Genomic DNA, 12,965 nt, shown 5'->3' on the forward strand with positions numbered 1-12,965 from the left:
TTACTTTAAAATATTAATGTTAAAACTAAAAAAATTAAGAGGTTATAAAAAATGTCAGATCAATATCAACAATATTCAACGGTTAAAAAGTATTGGCAATTGATGAGACCTCATACCTTAACTGCCGCAGTTGTGCCAGTACTAGTTGGTACAGCGTCAGCTAAATTATTCCTACTTGGTAGTGAAGATCATCTTAAATTTAGTTTATTCTTAGCCATGTTAATTGCTTGCTTATTAATCCAAGCAGCTACAAACATGTTTAATGAATACTATGATTTTAAAAAAGGCTTAGATGATCATACTTCTGTAGGTATCGGTGGTGCAATTGTACGAAACGGTATGAGTCCTAAACTTGTGATGAATATCGCAATTGCTTTTTATATTATCGCAGCTTTACTGGGTATATTCCTAGCTTTCCATAGTTCATTTTGGATTATTCCAATAGGCGTTGTTTGTATGGCAATTGGTTATTTATATACTGGTGGACCAATGCCAATTTCATGGACGCCATTTGGCGAATTATTCTCAGGCGTATTTATGGGTATGATTATCATCTTATTAGCCTTTTTCATTCAAACAGGTAATGTTCAAGGACTAATCATTTGGTTAAGTATCCCTATCGTCATAACGATTGGCCTTATAAATATGGCTAACAACATTAGAGACCGCGTCAAAGATAAAGCTAGTGGACGTAAAACACTACCTATTTTACTTGGTAAACGCGCCTCAGTTATCTTTATGGCAATAATGTATATCGTTGCATATGCGCTTGTAGTATTTACAGCCTTATTTAAATCTGGTGGATCATTATTCTATTTATTAGTTTTATTGTCATTCCCAATGCCAATTAAAGCTGTAAGAAGATTTAACAAAAATGATACACCTGCAACAATGATGCCTGCCATGGCTGCTACAGGTAAAACAAATACTATTTTCGGTTTATTATATGCATTAGGCATTTATATTAGTGCGTTGTTAGGTGCAATTTAATGACATTTAATTACTCGGCAATGATAATCAGTCATTGTCGAGCTTTTTATTGCATAATCATATGTCTATATAAATGACCATAAAGATCTATATCACTCACAGTTTTAAACCCTAATTTTTCATATAATCCTAACGCTTTTTCATTATCATAATCACAATTTAAGCTCCATTTTTTCTCAGAGTACATCTCAAGGAGATAAGTCATTAGTTGTGTAGCTATACCTTGTCCTCGATACTCGGGAAACGTAGCGACAGTTTCAATATACATCTCATCGTCCGCTGCTTCTTTCACTGGTAAAGGCGTCCCATATTTACGGATATCTTCATCAAGCGGTAACTTTAACCAATTTTCCTCATAATCAAGTTCATGTTTACCATCATAAGCAATGACACATCCTGCAACTTTGCCATCCACTTCATAAACCCAAACATTTTTATAATAACTTCGATATTCAACATTCACAACACTTAGCTCTAGTATGTTCATCAATCGTTCTTTACTAATTTCATTAACTATATCTAATTCCATATCTTCCCAAATCATATAACATAATTCAGCGATACGCTTATTATCACTAGGATGCGCTTGTCTAATCATCATATATCCTTCCTTAAAATATGTCTTAATTTCATTATATAGAATCTACGATATAATATAAATCAAAGGACCTACCTCATATAGATTTTAAAAATTTCGGTGGTAGAATTGAATTATTAGAAGGACTATCTAAAATAGATTTATAAGTTTGTCATGTACTTAAATCTTTAAACGATACATTTTATCTTTAGGAGGCAATCATAATGAGAGTTAATAAAGTCATTTATATATTAGTAGCTATCTTTTTAGGCGGTATTGGTGTTCATAAGTTTTATGCTGACAAAGTTGGACAAGGTATTTTACATCTTGCCTTCTTTTGGACTGGTATTCCAAGTATTGTGGCTATTATTCATGCTGTTATTGTCGCTTTTACTAAAAAGGCTGACAAAGATGGCTACATTGTTTTTGAATAATAATATTTACCCTATTCTAACGATTTATCTTCCATTCACTTTTAAAACATAAAAAACTGGGTATATTATATCTATCAAGTAAAAGCAAAAGGGAGACATAACCATGATGAACATTATTAAACGTGTAGTAAGATCGCTTATAACAGGTTACATTGTTAAAATTATCCGTGATTTGATTTCAGGTAAATCAAACGGTAAAAAATAAAGAACGCTTTATCAAAATTATCGCTCGTCAATGTATTTATTACTATTGATGGGCTTTTTTATATAAATGGTCATTTAATAAAGACAAAACCTTCCATTCGTTATATAATAAGATAAATTTTATAAGTATTATAATTTTTATTAGAAATTTAAAGTCTTTTATTCTTAATTACTTATGAAATTTACTTTTTTATTTTATAACAATCTGGAGGTCAGTCTATCAATGAGATTTGGAATTTTATTAATTAGATGGATGTTAGCGACATCTTTTTTAGTACATGGTACTTTAAAATTTGTAGACCTAGAAGGTACGATACATTTTCTAGGTTCATTAGGTTTACCCCCACTACTTGCTATTTTAATGTCAATTGGTGAAGTTGTTGGAGGTATCTTCTTGATATTTGGGATTTTAACACCGTATGTTAATGTTTTCTATATTTGTGTGATGTTAGGTTCCATATTCACCTTAAAGTTAACCCGAGGATACGTTAGTGGTTATGAGTTCGAAGTAATTCATATCGTAATGAATGTAGCAGTGATGAGCAGTTATAGTTGGAAAAAGTGTATACAATTTTACTAATCATTTTATTTAATATTAACAGACTTTTGTAAGTATCTTATCACTTTAGGAATACAGCTTGAGTATTGCATTGATATTATAATAATAAACACCATGATTTTAAATCAGCCCTATGGTTAGATTCTAATTTCATGGTGTTTTTATACTATGATATTCAATTATCGCCTAGCCTCATAGTTGGCTTGCTACTATGTTCAATGTATTTCGTTTTAAAGGTCTCACGCACTAAAGAATCTTAACTCTTCGTAGTACATGTTATAAAAAGGAAGTCAACTCTTGATAAGTCAAAAATTAGTAGAAAAAATAAGCCTAGAATGGATTAAAACCATTCTAGGCTTATTTATAGTAACGAAGGGACTATCCATTCGCATTAAATAAAGTGTGTTGACCATATATTGACCAAAATATATTAAACAAACTTAAACGGATTTTTAACAAAATAAAAAAGAACGTTGATTTAACAACGTTCTAGGTAGTTTAAGTAAATCAGAATTAAACTGATTTTTACTATAAAACGGAAACGGAGGGATTCGAACCCTCGCGCCGCTCTCGCGACCTACACCCTTAGCAGGGGCGCCTCTTCAGCCAACTTGAGTACGTTTCCATGGCTCCACAGGTAGGACTCGAACCTACGACCGATCGGTTAACAGCCGATAGCTCTACCACTGAGCTACTGTGGAATAATTAAATTGCAGTGCTTTCTCTATCAAGCACAAATATTATTATATCAATTTTACGTAATTTATCAAGAGATAACTTAAAAAAATATACGGAACATTTACACTATATTAATATAACGTTCCACATATTTTAAATTTCATCATAATTTATTTATCTACAAATAGCGAATAACGTGATAATGCTTCAAAAATGTTTAGTGAGGATTTTTCATAATCGATAGGTTTATCGGGGTCATTAGATTTCATACGGGATTGTTTATCTACCATATAATAAAAGAAGATTGCGTTCGTATACTGATGCCATAAACTGTGGAATGATACATTTAGGGTAATGGTTTCATTGTTTGCAAATATGATTTTACATTTACGATGTTTTAATTCTTTAATAGACTCAACATAATGCATGTTAATCCATAAATTTTCTTCTTGTCGATCTGAATGAGTAGGAAAAAAGTAAGTTGGGAATAAAGGAGTTAATAAAATTGGGGGTTTACTAGAGATACCTGTAATTCGATTGGTTTCAGCCTTTTTACTTAAATAATTGTTGCCATAAAATTTACATGACCTCTCAATAATCTTCTGAACTTTAAATGGACTTTGTAGGACTGTCTTATCAAACCGAATAATTTCTGAACCATTTGGTTGATTTTGATCATCATAATTAGGCCTAATCACCATGTCTCCCTTTCTAATTACGTATATATTCTGAGTTGTCATTGGGAAAACCTCGCTTTATTAAGTTTTATTATCAATTCTATTTTATAGAACCAATAATATGTTTTTTATTTTATAAGAAAAATGTCAAAAGTCAAGTTATTCTTAAAGTGTAATATGGTACATTTTTTCGCATAAAATGTCAGAATATTCATTGATTTCAAAATTTAAAAAATGTATAATATTTATATATTAAATTCAAACGAAAGGTCGAGATCCCTATGAATCATAATACAAATGTGAAACATACGACACTTGAAGAATTTGTAACTACGGTTAATGATTTAGACGTTGAACTAGTCATTGATGAAGCACTTAGAGAAGTTAGAAAAAAAGAATTGAAATTACTAATTGATGAAGCTTTAGTAAATAAAGATGAGAAAGCATTCAATGAGTACACGACAGAATATAAAAATTTGGAGGCATTTCTCAGTGAATAATTTAGATTCGAGTCATTCAAAATAAGGTCTATTCCCTACTAAAAAGTTAGAGAATAGACCTTTTAATTTATTAGACATTAAGACATTAATCTTAATATTTCATTTTTATCTATATCACCAAAATAATAATATAAGTTATAATTTGCCAATGCTTCTTCTAAATGGTTAAAGTCATGAAGGCACCCTTCTAAGGCATGTTCTAAATCACTAATATCCCCTTCACCAAAGAAATCACCGAAGATTTTTGCATGTTCAATTATACCTTTTTTCACATCAAATTTGACTTGAATAAATCCTTTCTCGAATTTTTCTTCTCGTTCAAAATTATATTTTGGATTTTTACCATAATTCCAGTCCCAAGTACGGTATTTTTCATTACTTAATTTCTCGATATTTTTCCAATCTTCATCAGTTAATACATACTCTTCAACTTGTTGTTCACCAAATATTGATTTTAAAATGATTTGTTTAAATTGGTCAATATCTATAGACTCTGTTAAAAATTCTTCAATATTAGCCACACGTTTTCTAACAGATTTAACACCTTTTGATTTAATTTTAGCTGGATTAACTTTCAATGCATTTTGAACTTCATCAAGTTCACTGTTTAGCATTAATGTTCCGTGACTAAACATTCTATCTTTAACTTTAACCATTGCATTTCCTGAAATTTTAGCAGCACCAACTTGAATATCGTTTCGTCCTGTCATTTCTGCTTCTACGCCCAATGATTGTAAAGCTTGAACGATAGGTTCTGTAAACTTCTTAAAGTTATGGAAGCTATTACCATCATCATCTGTAATAAAACTAAAGTTTAAATTACCTGTATCATGATAAACTGCACCACCGCCAGAGATTCTACGTACAACATCTATACCTTTTTCATCAACATATGATTTATTGACCTCTTCAATCGTGTTCTGATTTTTACCAACAATAATGGAAGGTCTATTTACATAAAATAAAAAATAACTTTCTTCTGACGGCAGATTTTTTAATACATATTCTTCCATAGCTAAGTTAAGTGTTGGATCAGTTATATCATTATTACTAACAAATTTCATAACAAACGCTCCTTATAGATTCTCTATATATGCCCTTACTTTATTTATGCACAATTTACATTTAAAATTCCAATTATTTACTCAATAATGACAAAATTTTCATAATTTATGCATTAATTCTAAGCGTTTTTAGTGTTATTAGTTTATTTGTAGTGTTTTTTTTAGTACAATATAGTCTAGCTATGAATTAAGGGAGGACTCGAAATGACTGTTGCAGAAGTAGGTAATATCGTAGAATTTTATGATGGTTTAAGAGGCCGAGTTGAAAAAATAAATGATAACTCAGTTATTGTAGACTTAACAATAATGGAAAACTTTAACTCACTAGACTTACCTGAAAAAACGGTTATTAATCATAAACGTTATAAAATTGTTGAACAAGAAGGTTAGTTGTAATGAAAAAAGTTTCGAAAGCTTTATTATGGTTTATAATTAGTTTCATAGTTTTTCATGCCATTTTATTTGTTATGTGGGGTGAACATCAAGAATATTGGTATTTGTATACTGGAATTATGCTAATAGCTGGTATTAGTTATGTATTTTATCAACGTGATATACATTCTAAACGGTTATTAACATCCATAGGTATTGGGATTATTGCCAGTATTATTTTAATCATTATTCAATTGATCTTATCACTCATGACGTCTGAACTAACTTATGCTTCATTAATAAAAGAATTAGCCAAAACTGGTGTACACTGGAAATGGCAAATGTTAGTAACATTAGCATTCGTTATACCGTGTCATGAATTATATATGCGCACTGTTTTACAAAATGAGTTAAATAAGTACAATTTGCCGAATTGGTTATCTATCTTAATCACTGCAATTTGTTCAAGCTCTCTATTTATATATTTAGATAATTGGTGGATAGTACTGTTTATTTTTATAACTCAATTACTACTGTCAATTAGTTATGAATATACAAGACGTATTGCTACAACATCTATTGCACAAATTGTTGCTATTATTCTTTTATTAATTTTTCACGGATAATTTTTAGAATATTAAATGATTAGAAAATAAATATTTAAAGTATAAGTTTAGAGCTCCAAACCATGTGTCCTTACATGATTTAGAGCTCTATTTATTTTTTAAAGTAATTATTTCGACACATACGTTAATTAATATGAAGGTGAAATGATATCGAATTACTTAATCACTTTAAAATTATTTATTAATTCAATTGAATAGTGCTTATCTGATAAATTTTTGGCAATTAGTGTACTCATTGTACTTTCACTAGTTTGATGAATAATAGCATCTTTTAAATATGCTTGATAGTTTCTATAACAATAATCAGTCATATTTATTCTATATAATCCATTTAAATCAATACCATCTAAAGTTACCCGGTTAAATGGTGCTTGATTCATGTCAATGGTATAGTTAAATCCTTGCCAAAATGTACATAACGTTTCATCAATCAGTGTAGATTTTAAAGTGTCTGATTCAAATTCAAGATATGAATATGAAAATTCTAATATATCTTTAATACATTGCCCTTTAATTGTTAAATCAACAGGTTTATCTGGATATGGGTACGCATCATATAAAACTCTATTCGTTATGACGCCGTCTAGTCCTTCTTCACCATTTCGTGGTATATGTACACAACTAATTTGATAATTATAGGCTAATCTAATGCTATCATGTAATAATTGAGCAAAAGGATGTGGTTGTCCAACTAACTCTGCTAAATCTTTAACTGGTGCGTTTATTTCAGTTTCGTTTATCTCTTCGCCTGCCCAATGTTCAACTGCTTTTCGATCATAATACGTGACATTAAGTAAATCTTCATCTTCATCATAATTATTCAAATCAATGACTTCAGGTAAAATTTCCTCAACCTCATAGGTATTAGTTCTTTTTTTAAATCTAATTTTCACATGCACGAGTTCTTCTGCATTTTGTCCAGCTTGTACATAAACTGTTCCATGATCTTGACCAACTAAAGTTTGATGCTGATGTGCTGTAATGATGAGATCTATAACCCCTAATTCCTCCATCAATATTTCAGCTTCATTGACATTTACCTCGTGTTTCTTATTAGATTTGCTAATTTTGTCTAATCCACCATGATATATCACTATTAAAAAATCTGGTTCTTCGATTTCATGTATATATCTAATCCATCTTTTAGCTGATAATAATGTTTTTTCAATACTCACATCTTCTTCCATCTCTGCATATTCATTTTTCATAAGGCCATCAGCTGTTAATCCTACTATTGCAATTTTTAAATTATCAAAATGTTGAATAGAATATGGTGTTGAAAAGTATGGTTCTTTCGTTTTGATATATTCTATATTAGCCGATAACCATGGAAATCTAGATAATGCAACAGAACGCGTTAAAAATGACAATCCAAATTTAAATTCGTTAGGGCTAATACCACTAGCATCATATTGCATGGCATTCATTAACTTTATCATTGGATGGCGCTTATATGGTGCAACAATAGCATAATAAAATGCTGCTAATGACCCTGCCAAACTACCGCCACTATCTAATAAGATTACATTTTGATTATTGTCTCTTACTTGTTTAACAAAAGTTCCGGCACGATATATATTTGAGCCATAATCTCCGTTTAAAAAATGACTATGCATATCAGAAGTTGCTATGACATCTACATCGATATTCTCATTTCTCTCCATCTCAACACACCTCTCATTATGGTTAGTTTAACATGTATTTTTGTTTAAGTGATATCTCTTTGGATAGATAACTTATTTTATCAACAATAATACAAAAGACATTTTAAGTATAAACTGTCTTTGATACTTAAAATGTCTTTAATTAAATTTATCCAATTTGTATACGTTCTTTAGGGTAGCTAAATTTTTTAGGCTCTTTTCTTCCAGCTATCATTATAATAAAGGAAATTAAACCTACACGTCCTATAAACATTAATATCATTAATACAATTTTTGTAATATTGCTTACATCATCTGTTACACCTAGTGTTAAACCACATGTACCAAACGCCGACATAACTTCAAAGAAAACTTGTAAAAATGATAGTTTTCCTTGCTCTGCTACAGATATAATAATCATGCTTGTGAAGGTCAAAATGGAAGCCATGGTAAATACCATAAATGATCGTTGTATATCCATAATATGAATTTCTCTATTGAATACTTTAATTGAAATTTTATCTGCAGAATTACTAAAATTAATGACAAATAAAATTAAAATAGCGAAAGTAGTAGTACGGATACCACCACCTACTGAACTAGGAGATGAACCTATAAACATCAAAATGCTCATAATGATATTTGTTGCATCACTAAAGTGGGATACATCAATGGTTTGTAATCCTGCACTCCTAGTTGTAGCTGATTGAAACAGCGAATAAAACAACGACTGATGCCAACTCATCCCTTTGAATGCATGGTTATGTTCAAGTAAGAAAATAATGATAACACCAAAAACAAATAAGAATAAATATGTTGATGTTGTAATTTTCGTAAATAATGAAAATCTAAAATTTGTTACTCTATTTTTAATGTAGGCTTTGACTTCAAGCAACACTGGAAAGCCAATAGAACCTAAAACGATTAGGAACATTACAATCGTTTGCACAAAATAATCTTTTGCATATGGGACAAGTGAATCACCTGTGATATCGAGACCGCCATTAGTTGTGGCTGATATAGAAACAAATATCCCCTGCATAATAGCATATTTTAAATCGGGATTATCTCTATAAAAATAAAATGCAAGTAAAAGTGCACCTATAAATTCAATTACAAATATGGTTCTAACTATTTCTAAGATTAATTTTACAGTCCCACTCATTGTATCTTTATTGTTATCAAGCATAATTAGCTGGCGTTCACGAATACCTATATGTTTACCTAATACGACCCACAATAATGTTCCAATGGCCATCACACCGATACCGCCAATATTTAAAATGACTAGTATAATAATTTGACCAAACGTAGAATACGTATCAACAATACTAATTGGTGTTAATCCCGTAACGCTTATTCCAGATACTGCTACAAATAATGTATCTATTGGATTAACGTCGACTCCAGATTTGTGTACATATGGTAGATTTAACAACAAGAACGCGACAACAATTGCTGCTAAATAGTATAGAACTATCCCTTGTTGAGGACTGGATCTTTTTAATAGTTGGCCAAATATCGACATTCATTTCACCTCAACATTATTTTAGTTTTATATCTATATTAATGACTTTTCCATCTCTATACACTTTAGCTTTTAATGTACTTTTGTCTTCTCTATGATTAAATATAATTTGTCTATATCTTAAATTATCTTCAATTCTTTTCCCATCTAATTCTACTATGACATCATCTTTTTTCAACCCTGATTTATCGCCAGGGGCATTAGGCTTTACTTCACCAACTATAATACCATTTTTAACACTATCGGGTAATTTGATTGATTGGCGTTCGTCATCATCAATATCTGCTACATTTTTAATTTTGATTCCAGTATTAGGATATTCAATTTTACCTTCTTTCTCTAAATGAGCAGCTATTTTTTGAGCATCATTAATTGGTATTGCAAATCCCATACCTTCCACATTATCCATATCAATCTTCAGAGAAACAATACCTATCAGTTTACCATCTCTATCTACAACTGCACCACCTGAATTACCAGGATTCACAGGAGCATTAATTTGGAAGGCTTTCATTAGTACATCATAGCTATCGTCTTTATCAATATCTACTGGTACATGCCTATCTAAACCAGAGACTATACCATCAGATACACTTTCTTTGAAGTCAACACCTAATGGATTACCCACTACAATAATAGGTTCTCCTAAAACAAGATGATTAGAATTACCAATGGTGATGGCTTTTACAGAATCATCTGCACTTTTAGCTTTAATGACTGCTATATCAGACCATTTATCGGTACCAATCACTTTTCCTTGAACCGACTTATTATTACCAAATGTTATCTTTTGTTTATCCTTATTACCAACTACGTGAGCATTTGTCATAATAAAAAGAGAGTCGCCCACTTTTTTGTAGACGACACCTGAACCAATTTCATTATCTGCTTTAGATGTATTATTTGGAACTGAAGTATTTTTTGTCCCTTCGTTCTCTACTGTTACTACAGATTTTACTGTACTATTCGCACTTTTCATTGTGTCAGTATAATGTTTATTCGTAGGTGTTAAAGCACTGTCATTTGTATGGTCATTTTTATTAACATTAGTAAAAATAGCGTTAAGTATAATAATTAATAATATCACGCCTATAATAATCGCTATTTTAGGCCAATGTTCCTTAAAGAATGACTTGATAATATCTAGATAATCCGTTTTATTTTCTACTTTATTTTGAGTTGAAGATGCATTATCTTTCTTTGTTTCAAATTGATTTTGTTTAGCACTTTGCTTGCTATGATGCTGATGTTTCTTTTCAGTATCAAAATCACGATTTTCAACAGAAGTTGATTGTTTATTTAACTTCTTACTAGATTCTGTTTTATTGTTTTTCTTTTCACTTTCAATTTCACTACCGTTATTTAGGTGATTTTCTTGAGATGCTTTTGATGCTAATCTATCACTTTGATGCTCCCCATAAGTAGATTTTTCATGTTCTTCTTGTTTGCTATCATTTGATGATTGATTTTTACGATTTTGCGTTCGTTTAAGTTGTTGTTCCTCAGGTAATGTTAATTTCGACTTATCATTTTCTTGATCTTGTTGCGTTTTATTCGTTTTATCATTTTGATTTGATACTTGATTTTGTTGTTGTTGAATTTCTTCTTTAGTTAGCTTTTCTATTCTTGCTTTTCTTAAGTTATCTTTAACCCTTTCTTCATTAACTTTAGCTTGGTATTCTTCTTTTTTAGCTTGAATTCTTTCTTTTTGTCTTTGTTTTTCTACTCTTTCTTCTCTTTCTTCATTATGAAAAAATTCACGACGTTGACGTCGATAGCTTTTACGAGGAATTACTTGTTTTTTATTTTTTTCCACTAGATAGCCACTCCTATCATTTCAATCAATTACTTTTATTATGACATACTCAATGGGTTTAAGGTAACATTTTTCACTGTGATATGTATAACCTCAATAAATAGTATTATGTATATATAAATTTTAATATTTTATTATTAAAACTGCAATGTTTAACAAATATTAAATAAGACTTCGTATTAATATACGAAGCCTTAGATTATTATTTCTTTTTCTTTTTATTACTTACAGCTGATGTTAACCAACCGATAACAACTAGTAATATTAGGACTGCCCAGAAAATAGATTGCCATAAAACTGTATGTGGGAATTCTTCTGGTAAGATACCTACGTCTTTATGTGCTAATACTAATACGACTAATTTAATTCCGACCCAACCTACAATCGCGAAAGCTGCGCCTTCTAAACCAGGATATTTATTTAATAATTCAACAAACCATGTTGCTGCGAAACGCATTAAAATAACGCCTATCATTCCGCCTAAAAACATCACTGAGAATTGACCTAAATCCATGCCACCAAAATGTATACCTACTTTTGGTAAAGTCACAGCGATTGCTAATGCTGCTAACATGGAATCAATAGCAAATGCAATGTCTGCGAATTCTACTTTAAATACAGTACCCCAGAATGCTTTGGGACCAACTTTCTTTTCTTGACCTTCTTCGTCAAAGTGATGGTCATCTCCAACATTTTCCTGATTCTTGTCATCTTTCTTATGGAAGAATTCCCATAAATTTTTAATTGACATATAGATTAAATATACAGCTCCTGCTGCTTGAATAAACCAGAAATTAGCAATAATACTAATTAAGAATAATGCTAAAAATCTAAATATAAATGCGCCTAATAAACCATAAAATAGTGCTTTCTTTCTTTGCTCAGGTGGTAAATGCTTTACCATAACTGCCATTACTATTGCATTATCGGCAGCTAAAAGACCCTCTAAAAATACTAAGACTAGTAATACCCATGCATAGGATAACAACAAACTCGGATCCATAGTGGACAACTCCTTTAAATTTTATACAAATAAAGAGACCTATGCTAAATAATAGCAAAGGTCTCACTTAGCAAATATTATTGCCCACTTTACCGGAAGTGAATACTTCGTAATGACGATAAAGCGTAAAATCACTTAAATCATTTAAGTGACCATCAAGTTACTCCCCTCTGACATGAGTGTCATAGGTATTTATTTGTGAATATAAATATTATACAGGTTAATTGCTATAATGACAATTTATTATTTAATAACATCATCATTACATTAAAAGCGATACCCACATATATATAT

Annotated in this window: 14 protein-coding genes and 2 tRNA genes; 7 read left to right on the forward strand and 9 right to left on the reverse strand. The window is 30.5% G+C overall.

What is annotated here, in order from left to right; genetic code table 11:
• Window positions 1-51: 51 nt before the first annotated feature.
• Window positions 52-990: a 1,4-dihydroxy-2-naphthoate polyprenyltransferase gene (locus tag JX000_RS08670; protein WP_075778623.1), complete on the forward strand. Its 939-nt coding sequence runs from the start codon at window positions 52-54 to the stop codon at window positions 988-990.
• Between the two features lie 46 nt (window positions 991-1,036).
• On the opposite strand, the gene JX000_RS08675 is transcribed toward JX000_RS08670, so the two are convergent.
• A complete protein-coding gene (locus JX000_RS08675) occupies window positions 1,037-1,588 on the reverse strand; it encodes a GNAT family N-acetyltransferase (protein ID WP_075778622.1) in 552 nt (183 codons plus the stop codon).
• A 203-nt stretch (window positions 1,589-1,791) separates the two neighbouring features.
• On the opposite strand from JX000_RS08675, the gene JX000_RS08680 reads away from it, so the two are divergent.
• The 3 genes from JX000_RS08680 to JX000_RS08685 all read left to right on the forward strand — a co-directional run bounded on the left by JX000_RS08680 (window position 1,792) and on the right by JX000_RS08685 (window position 2,785).
• Complete coding sequence (locus tag JX000_RS08680; protein WP_002450742.1) at window positions 1,792-2,001, forward strand: TM2 domain-containing protein; 210 nt, start codon at window positions 1,792-1,794, stop codon at window positions 1,999-2,001.
• Between the two features lie 103 nt (window positions 2,002-2,104).
• A complete protein-coding gene (locus JX000_RS12245) occupies window positions 2,105-2,206 on the forward strand; it encodes an SAR1012 family small protein (RefSeq protein WP_253187594.1) in 102 nt (33 codons plus the stop codon).
• Window positions 2,207-2,428: 222 nt separating this feature from the next.
• Window positions 2,429-2,785: a DoxX family protein gene (locus JX000_RS08685; RefSeq protein WP_075778621.1), complete on the forward strand. Its 357-nt coding sequence runs from the start codon at window positions 2,429-2,431 to the stop codon at window positions 2,783-2,785.
• 515 nt (window positions 2,786-3,300) lie between these two features.
• Here the strand turns inward: JX000_RS08685 and JX000_RS08690 are convergent.
• From JX000_RS08690 to JX000_RS08700, 3 genes are all read right to left on the reverse strand, one after another.
• Window positions 3,301-3,389 (reverse strand) — tRNA-Ser (locus JX000_RS08690).
• 1 nt (window position 3,390) lies between these two features.
• Window positions 3,391-3,465 (reverse strand) — tRNA-Asn (locus JX000_RS08695).
• Between the two features lie 147 nt (window positions 3,466-3,612).
• A complete protein-coding gene (locus tag JX000_RS08700; protein WP_049425458.1) occupies window positions 3,613-4,182 on the reverse strand; it encodes a competence protein ComK in 570 nt (189 codons plus the stop codon).
• A 218-nt stretch (window positions 4,183-4,400) separates the two neighbouring features.
• Between JX000_RS08700 and JX000_RS08705 the strand changes: the two genes are divergently transcribed.
• Window positions 4,401-4,619: an IDEAL domain-containing protein gene (locus tag JX000_RS08705; RefSeq protein ID WP_206140634.1), complete on the forward strand. Its 219-nt coding sequence runs from the start codon at window positions 4,401-4,403 to the stop codon at window positions 4,617-4,619.
• Window positions 4,620-4,696: 77 nt separating this feature from the next.
• Here JX000_RS08705 and lplA read toward each other — a convergent pair whose 3' ends face one another.
• Window positions 4,697-5,683, reverse strand: coding sequence for a lipoate--protein ligase (lplA, locus tag JX000_RS08710; RefSeq protein ID WP_075778101.1), 987 nt, complete (start codon window positions 5,681-5,683; stop codon window positions 4,697-4,699).
• Window positions 5,684-5,887: 204 nt separating this feature from the next.
• Here lplA and JX000_RS08715 point away from each other — a divergent pair, with 204 nt between their 5' ends.
• Together JX000_RS08715 and JX000_RS08720 are read left to right on the forward strand one after the other, a co-directional pair.
• A complete protein-coding gene (locus JX000_RS08715) occupies window positions 5,888-6,073 on the forward strand; it encodes a YkvS family protein (protein WP_002450747.1) in 186 nt (61 codons plus the stop codon).
• A 5-nt stretch (window positions 6,074-6,078) separates the two neighbouring features.
• Window positions 6,079-6,681, forward strand: a complete 603-nt coding sequence (locus tag JX000_RS08720) for a CPBP family glutamic-type intramembrane protease (protein WP_002450748.1) — start codon at window positions 6,079-6,081, stop codon at window positions 6,679-6,681.
• Window positions 6,682-6,836: 155 nt separating this feature from the next.
• Here the strand turns inward: JX000_RS08720 and JX000_RS08725 are convergent, their stop codons facing one another.
• The 4 genes from JX000_RS08725 to JX000_RS08740 all read right to left on the reverse strand — a co-directional run bounded on the left by JX000_RS08725 (window position 6,837) and on the right by JX000_RS08740 (window position 12,671).
• Window positions 6,837-8,345, reverse strand: coding sequence for a bifunctional metallophosphatase/5'-nucleotidase (locus JX000_RS08725; RefSeq protein ID WP_206140635.1), 1,509 nt, complete (start codon window positions 8,343-8,345; stop codon window positions 6,837-6,839).
• 148 nt (window positions 8,346-8,493) lie between these two features.
• On the reverse strand, window positions 8,494-9,852 hold the full coding sequence (locus JX000_RS08730) for a TrkH family potassium uptake protein (RefSeq protein ID WP_002450750.1): 1,359 nt from the start codon (window positions 9,850-9,852) through the stop codon (window positions 8,494-8,496).
• A gap of 16 nt (window positions 9,853-9,868) precedes the next feature.
• Window positions 9,869-11,668: a trypsin-like peptidase domain-containing protein gene (locus JX000_RS08735; RefSeq protein WP_075778099.1), complete on the reverse strand. Its 1,800-nt coding sequence runs from the start codon at window positions 11,666-11,668 to the stop codon at window positions 9,869-9,871.
• A 202-nt stretch (window positions 11,669-11,870) separates the two neighbouring features.
• Entirely contained in the window at window positions 11,871-12,671 is an 801-nt protein-coding gene (locus JX000_RS08740; RefSeq protein WP_002450752.1) for a TerC family protein, read from the reverse strand.
• Between the last annotated feature and the right edge of the window lie 294 nt (window positions 12,672-12,965).

Origin of the sequence: Staphylococcus sp. SB1-57 (assembly GCF_017086425.1) — a bacterium.
Taxonomy (GTDB): Bacteria; Bacillota; Bacilli; order Staphylococcales; family Staphylococcaceae; genus Staphylococcus; species Staphylococcus warneri_A.

Bases quoted from the DNA above. Each gene is read 5' to 3' on its own strand.
- JX000_RS08715 (WP_002450747.1), top strand. From the start codon at position 5,888: ATGACTGTTGCAGAAGTAGGTAATATCGTAGAATTTTATGATGGTTTA.
- JX000_RS08685 (WP_075778621.1), top strand. From the start codon at position 2,429: ATGAGATTTGGAATTTTATTAATTAGATGGATGTTAGCGACATCTTTT.
- JX000_RS12245 (WP_253187594.1), top strand. From the start codon at position 2,105: ATGATGAACATTATTAAACGTGTAGTAAGATCGCTTATAACAGGTTAC.
- JX000_RS08730 (WP_002450750.1), bottom strand. From the start codon at position 9,852: ATGTCGATATTTGGCCAACTATTAAAAAGATCCAGTCCTCAACAAGGG.
- JX000_RS08705 (WP_206140634.1), top strand. From the start codon at position 4,401: ATGAATCATAATACAAATGTGAAACATACGACACTTGAAGAATTTGTA.
- JX000_RS08740 (WP_002450752.1), bottom strand. From the start codon at position 12,671: ATGGATCCGAGTTTGTTGTTATCCTATGCATGGGTATTACTAGTCTTA.
- JX000_RS08670 (WP_075778623.1), top strand. From the start codon at position 52: ATGTCAGATCAATATCAACAATATTCAACGGTTAAAAAGTATTGGCAA.
- JX000_RS08675 (WP_075778622.1), bottom strand. From the start codon at position 1,588: ATGATTAGACAAGCGCATCCTAGTGATAATAAGCGTATCGCTGAATTA.
- JX000_RS08725 (WP_206140635.1), bottom strand. From the start codon at position 8,345: ATGGAGAGAAATGAGAATATCGATGTAGATGTCATAGCAACTTCTGAT.
- JX000_RS08680 (WP_002450742.1), top strand. From the start codon at position 1,792: ATGAGAGTTAATAAAGTCATTTATATATTAGTAGCTATCTTTTTAGGC.
- JX000_RS08700 (WP_049425458.1), bottom strand. From the start codon at position 4,182: ATGACAACTCAGAATATATACGTAATTAGAAAGGGAGACATGGTGATT.
- lplA (WP_075778101.1), bottom strand. From the start codon at position 5,683: ATGAAATTTGTTAGTAATAATGATATAACTGATCCAACACTTAACTTA.
- JX000_RS08720 (WP_002450748.1), top strand. From the start codon at position 6,079: ATGAAAAAAGTTTCGAAAGCTTTATTATGGTTTATAATTAGTTTCATA.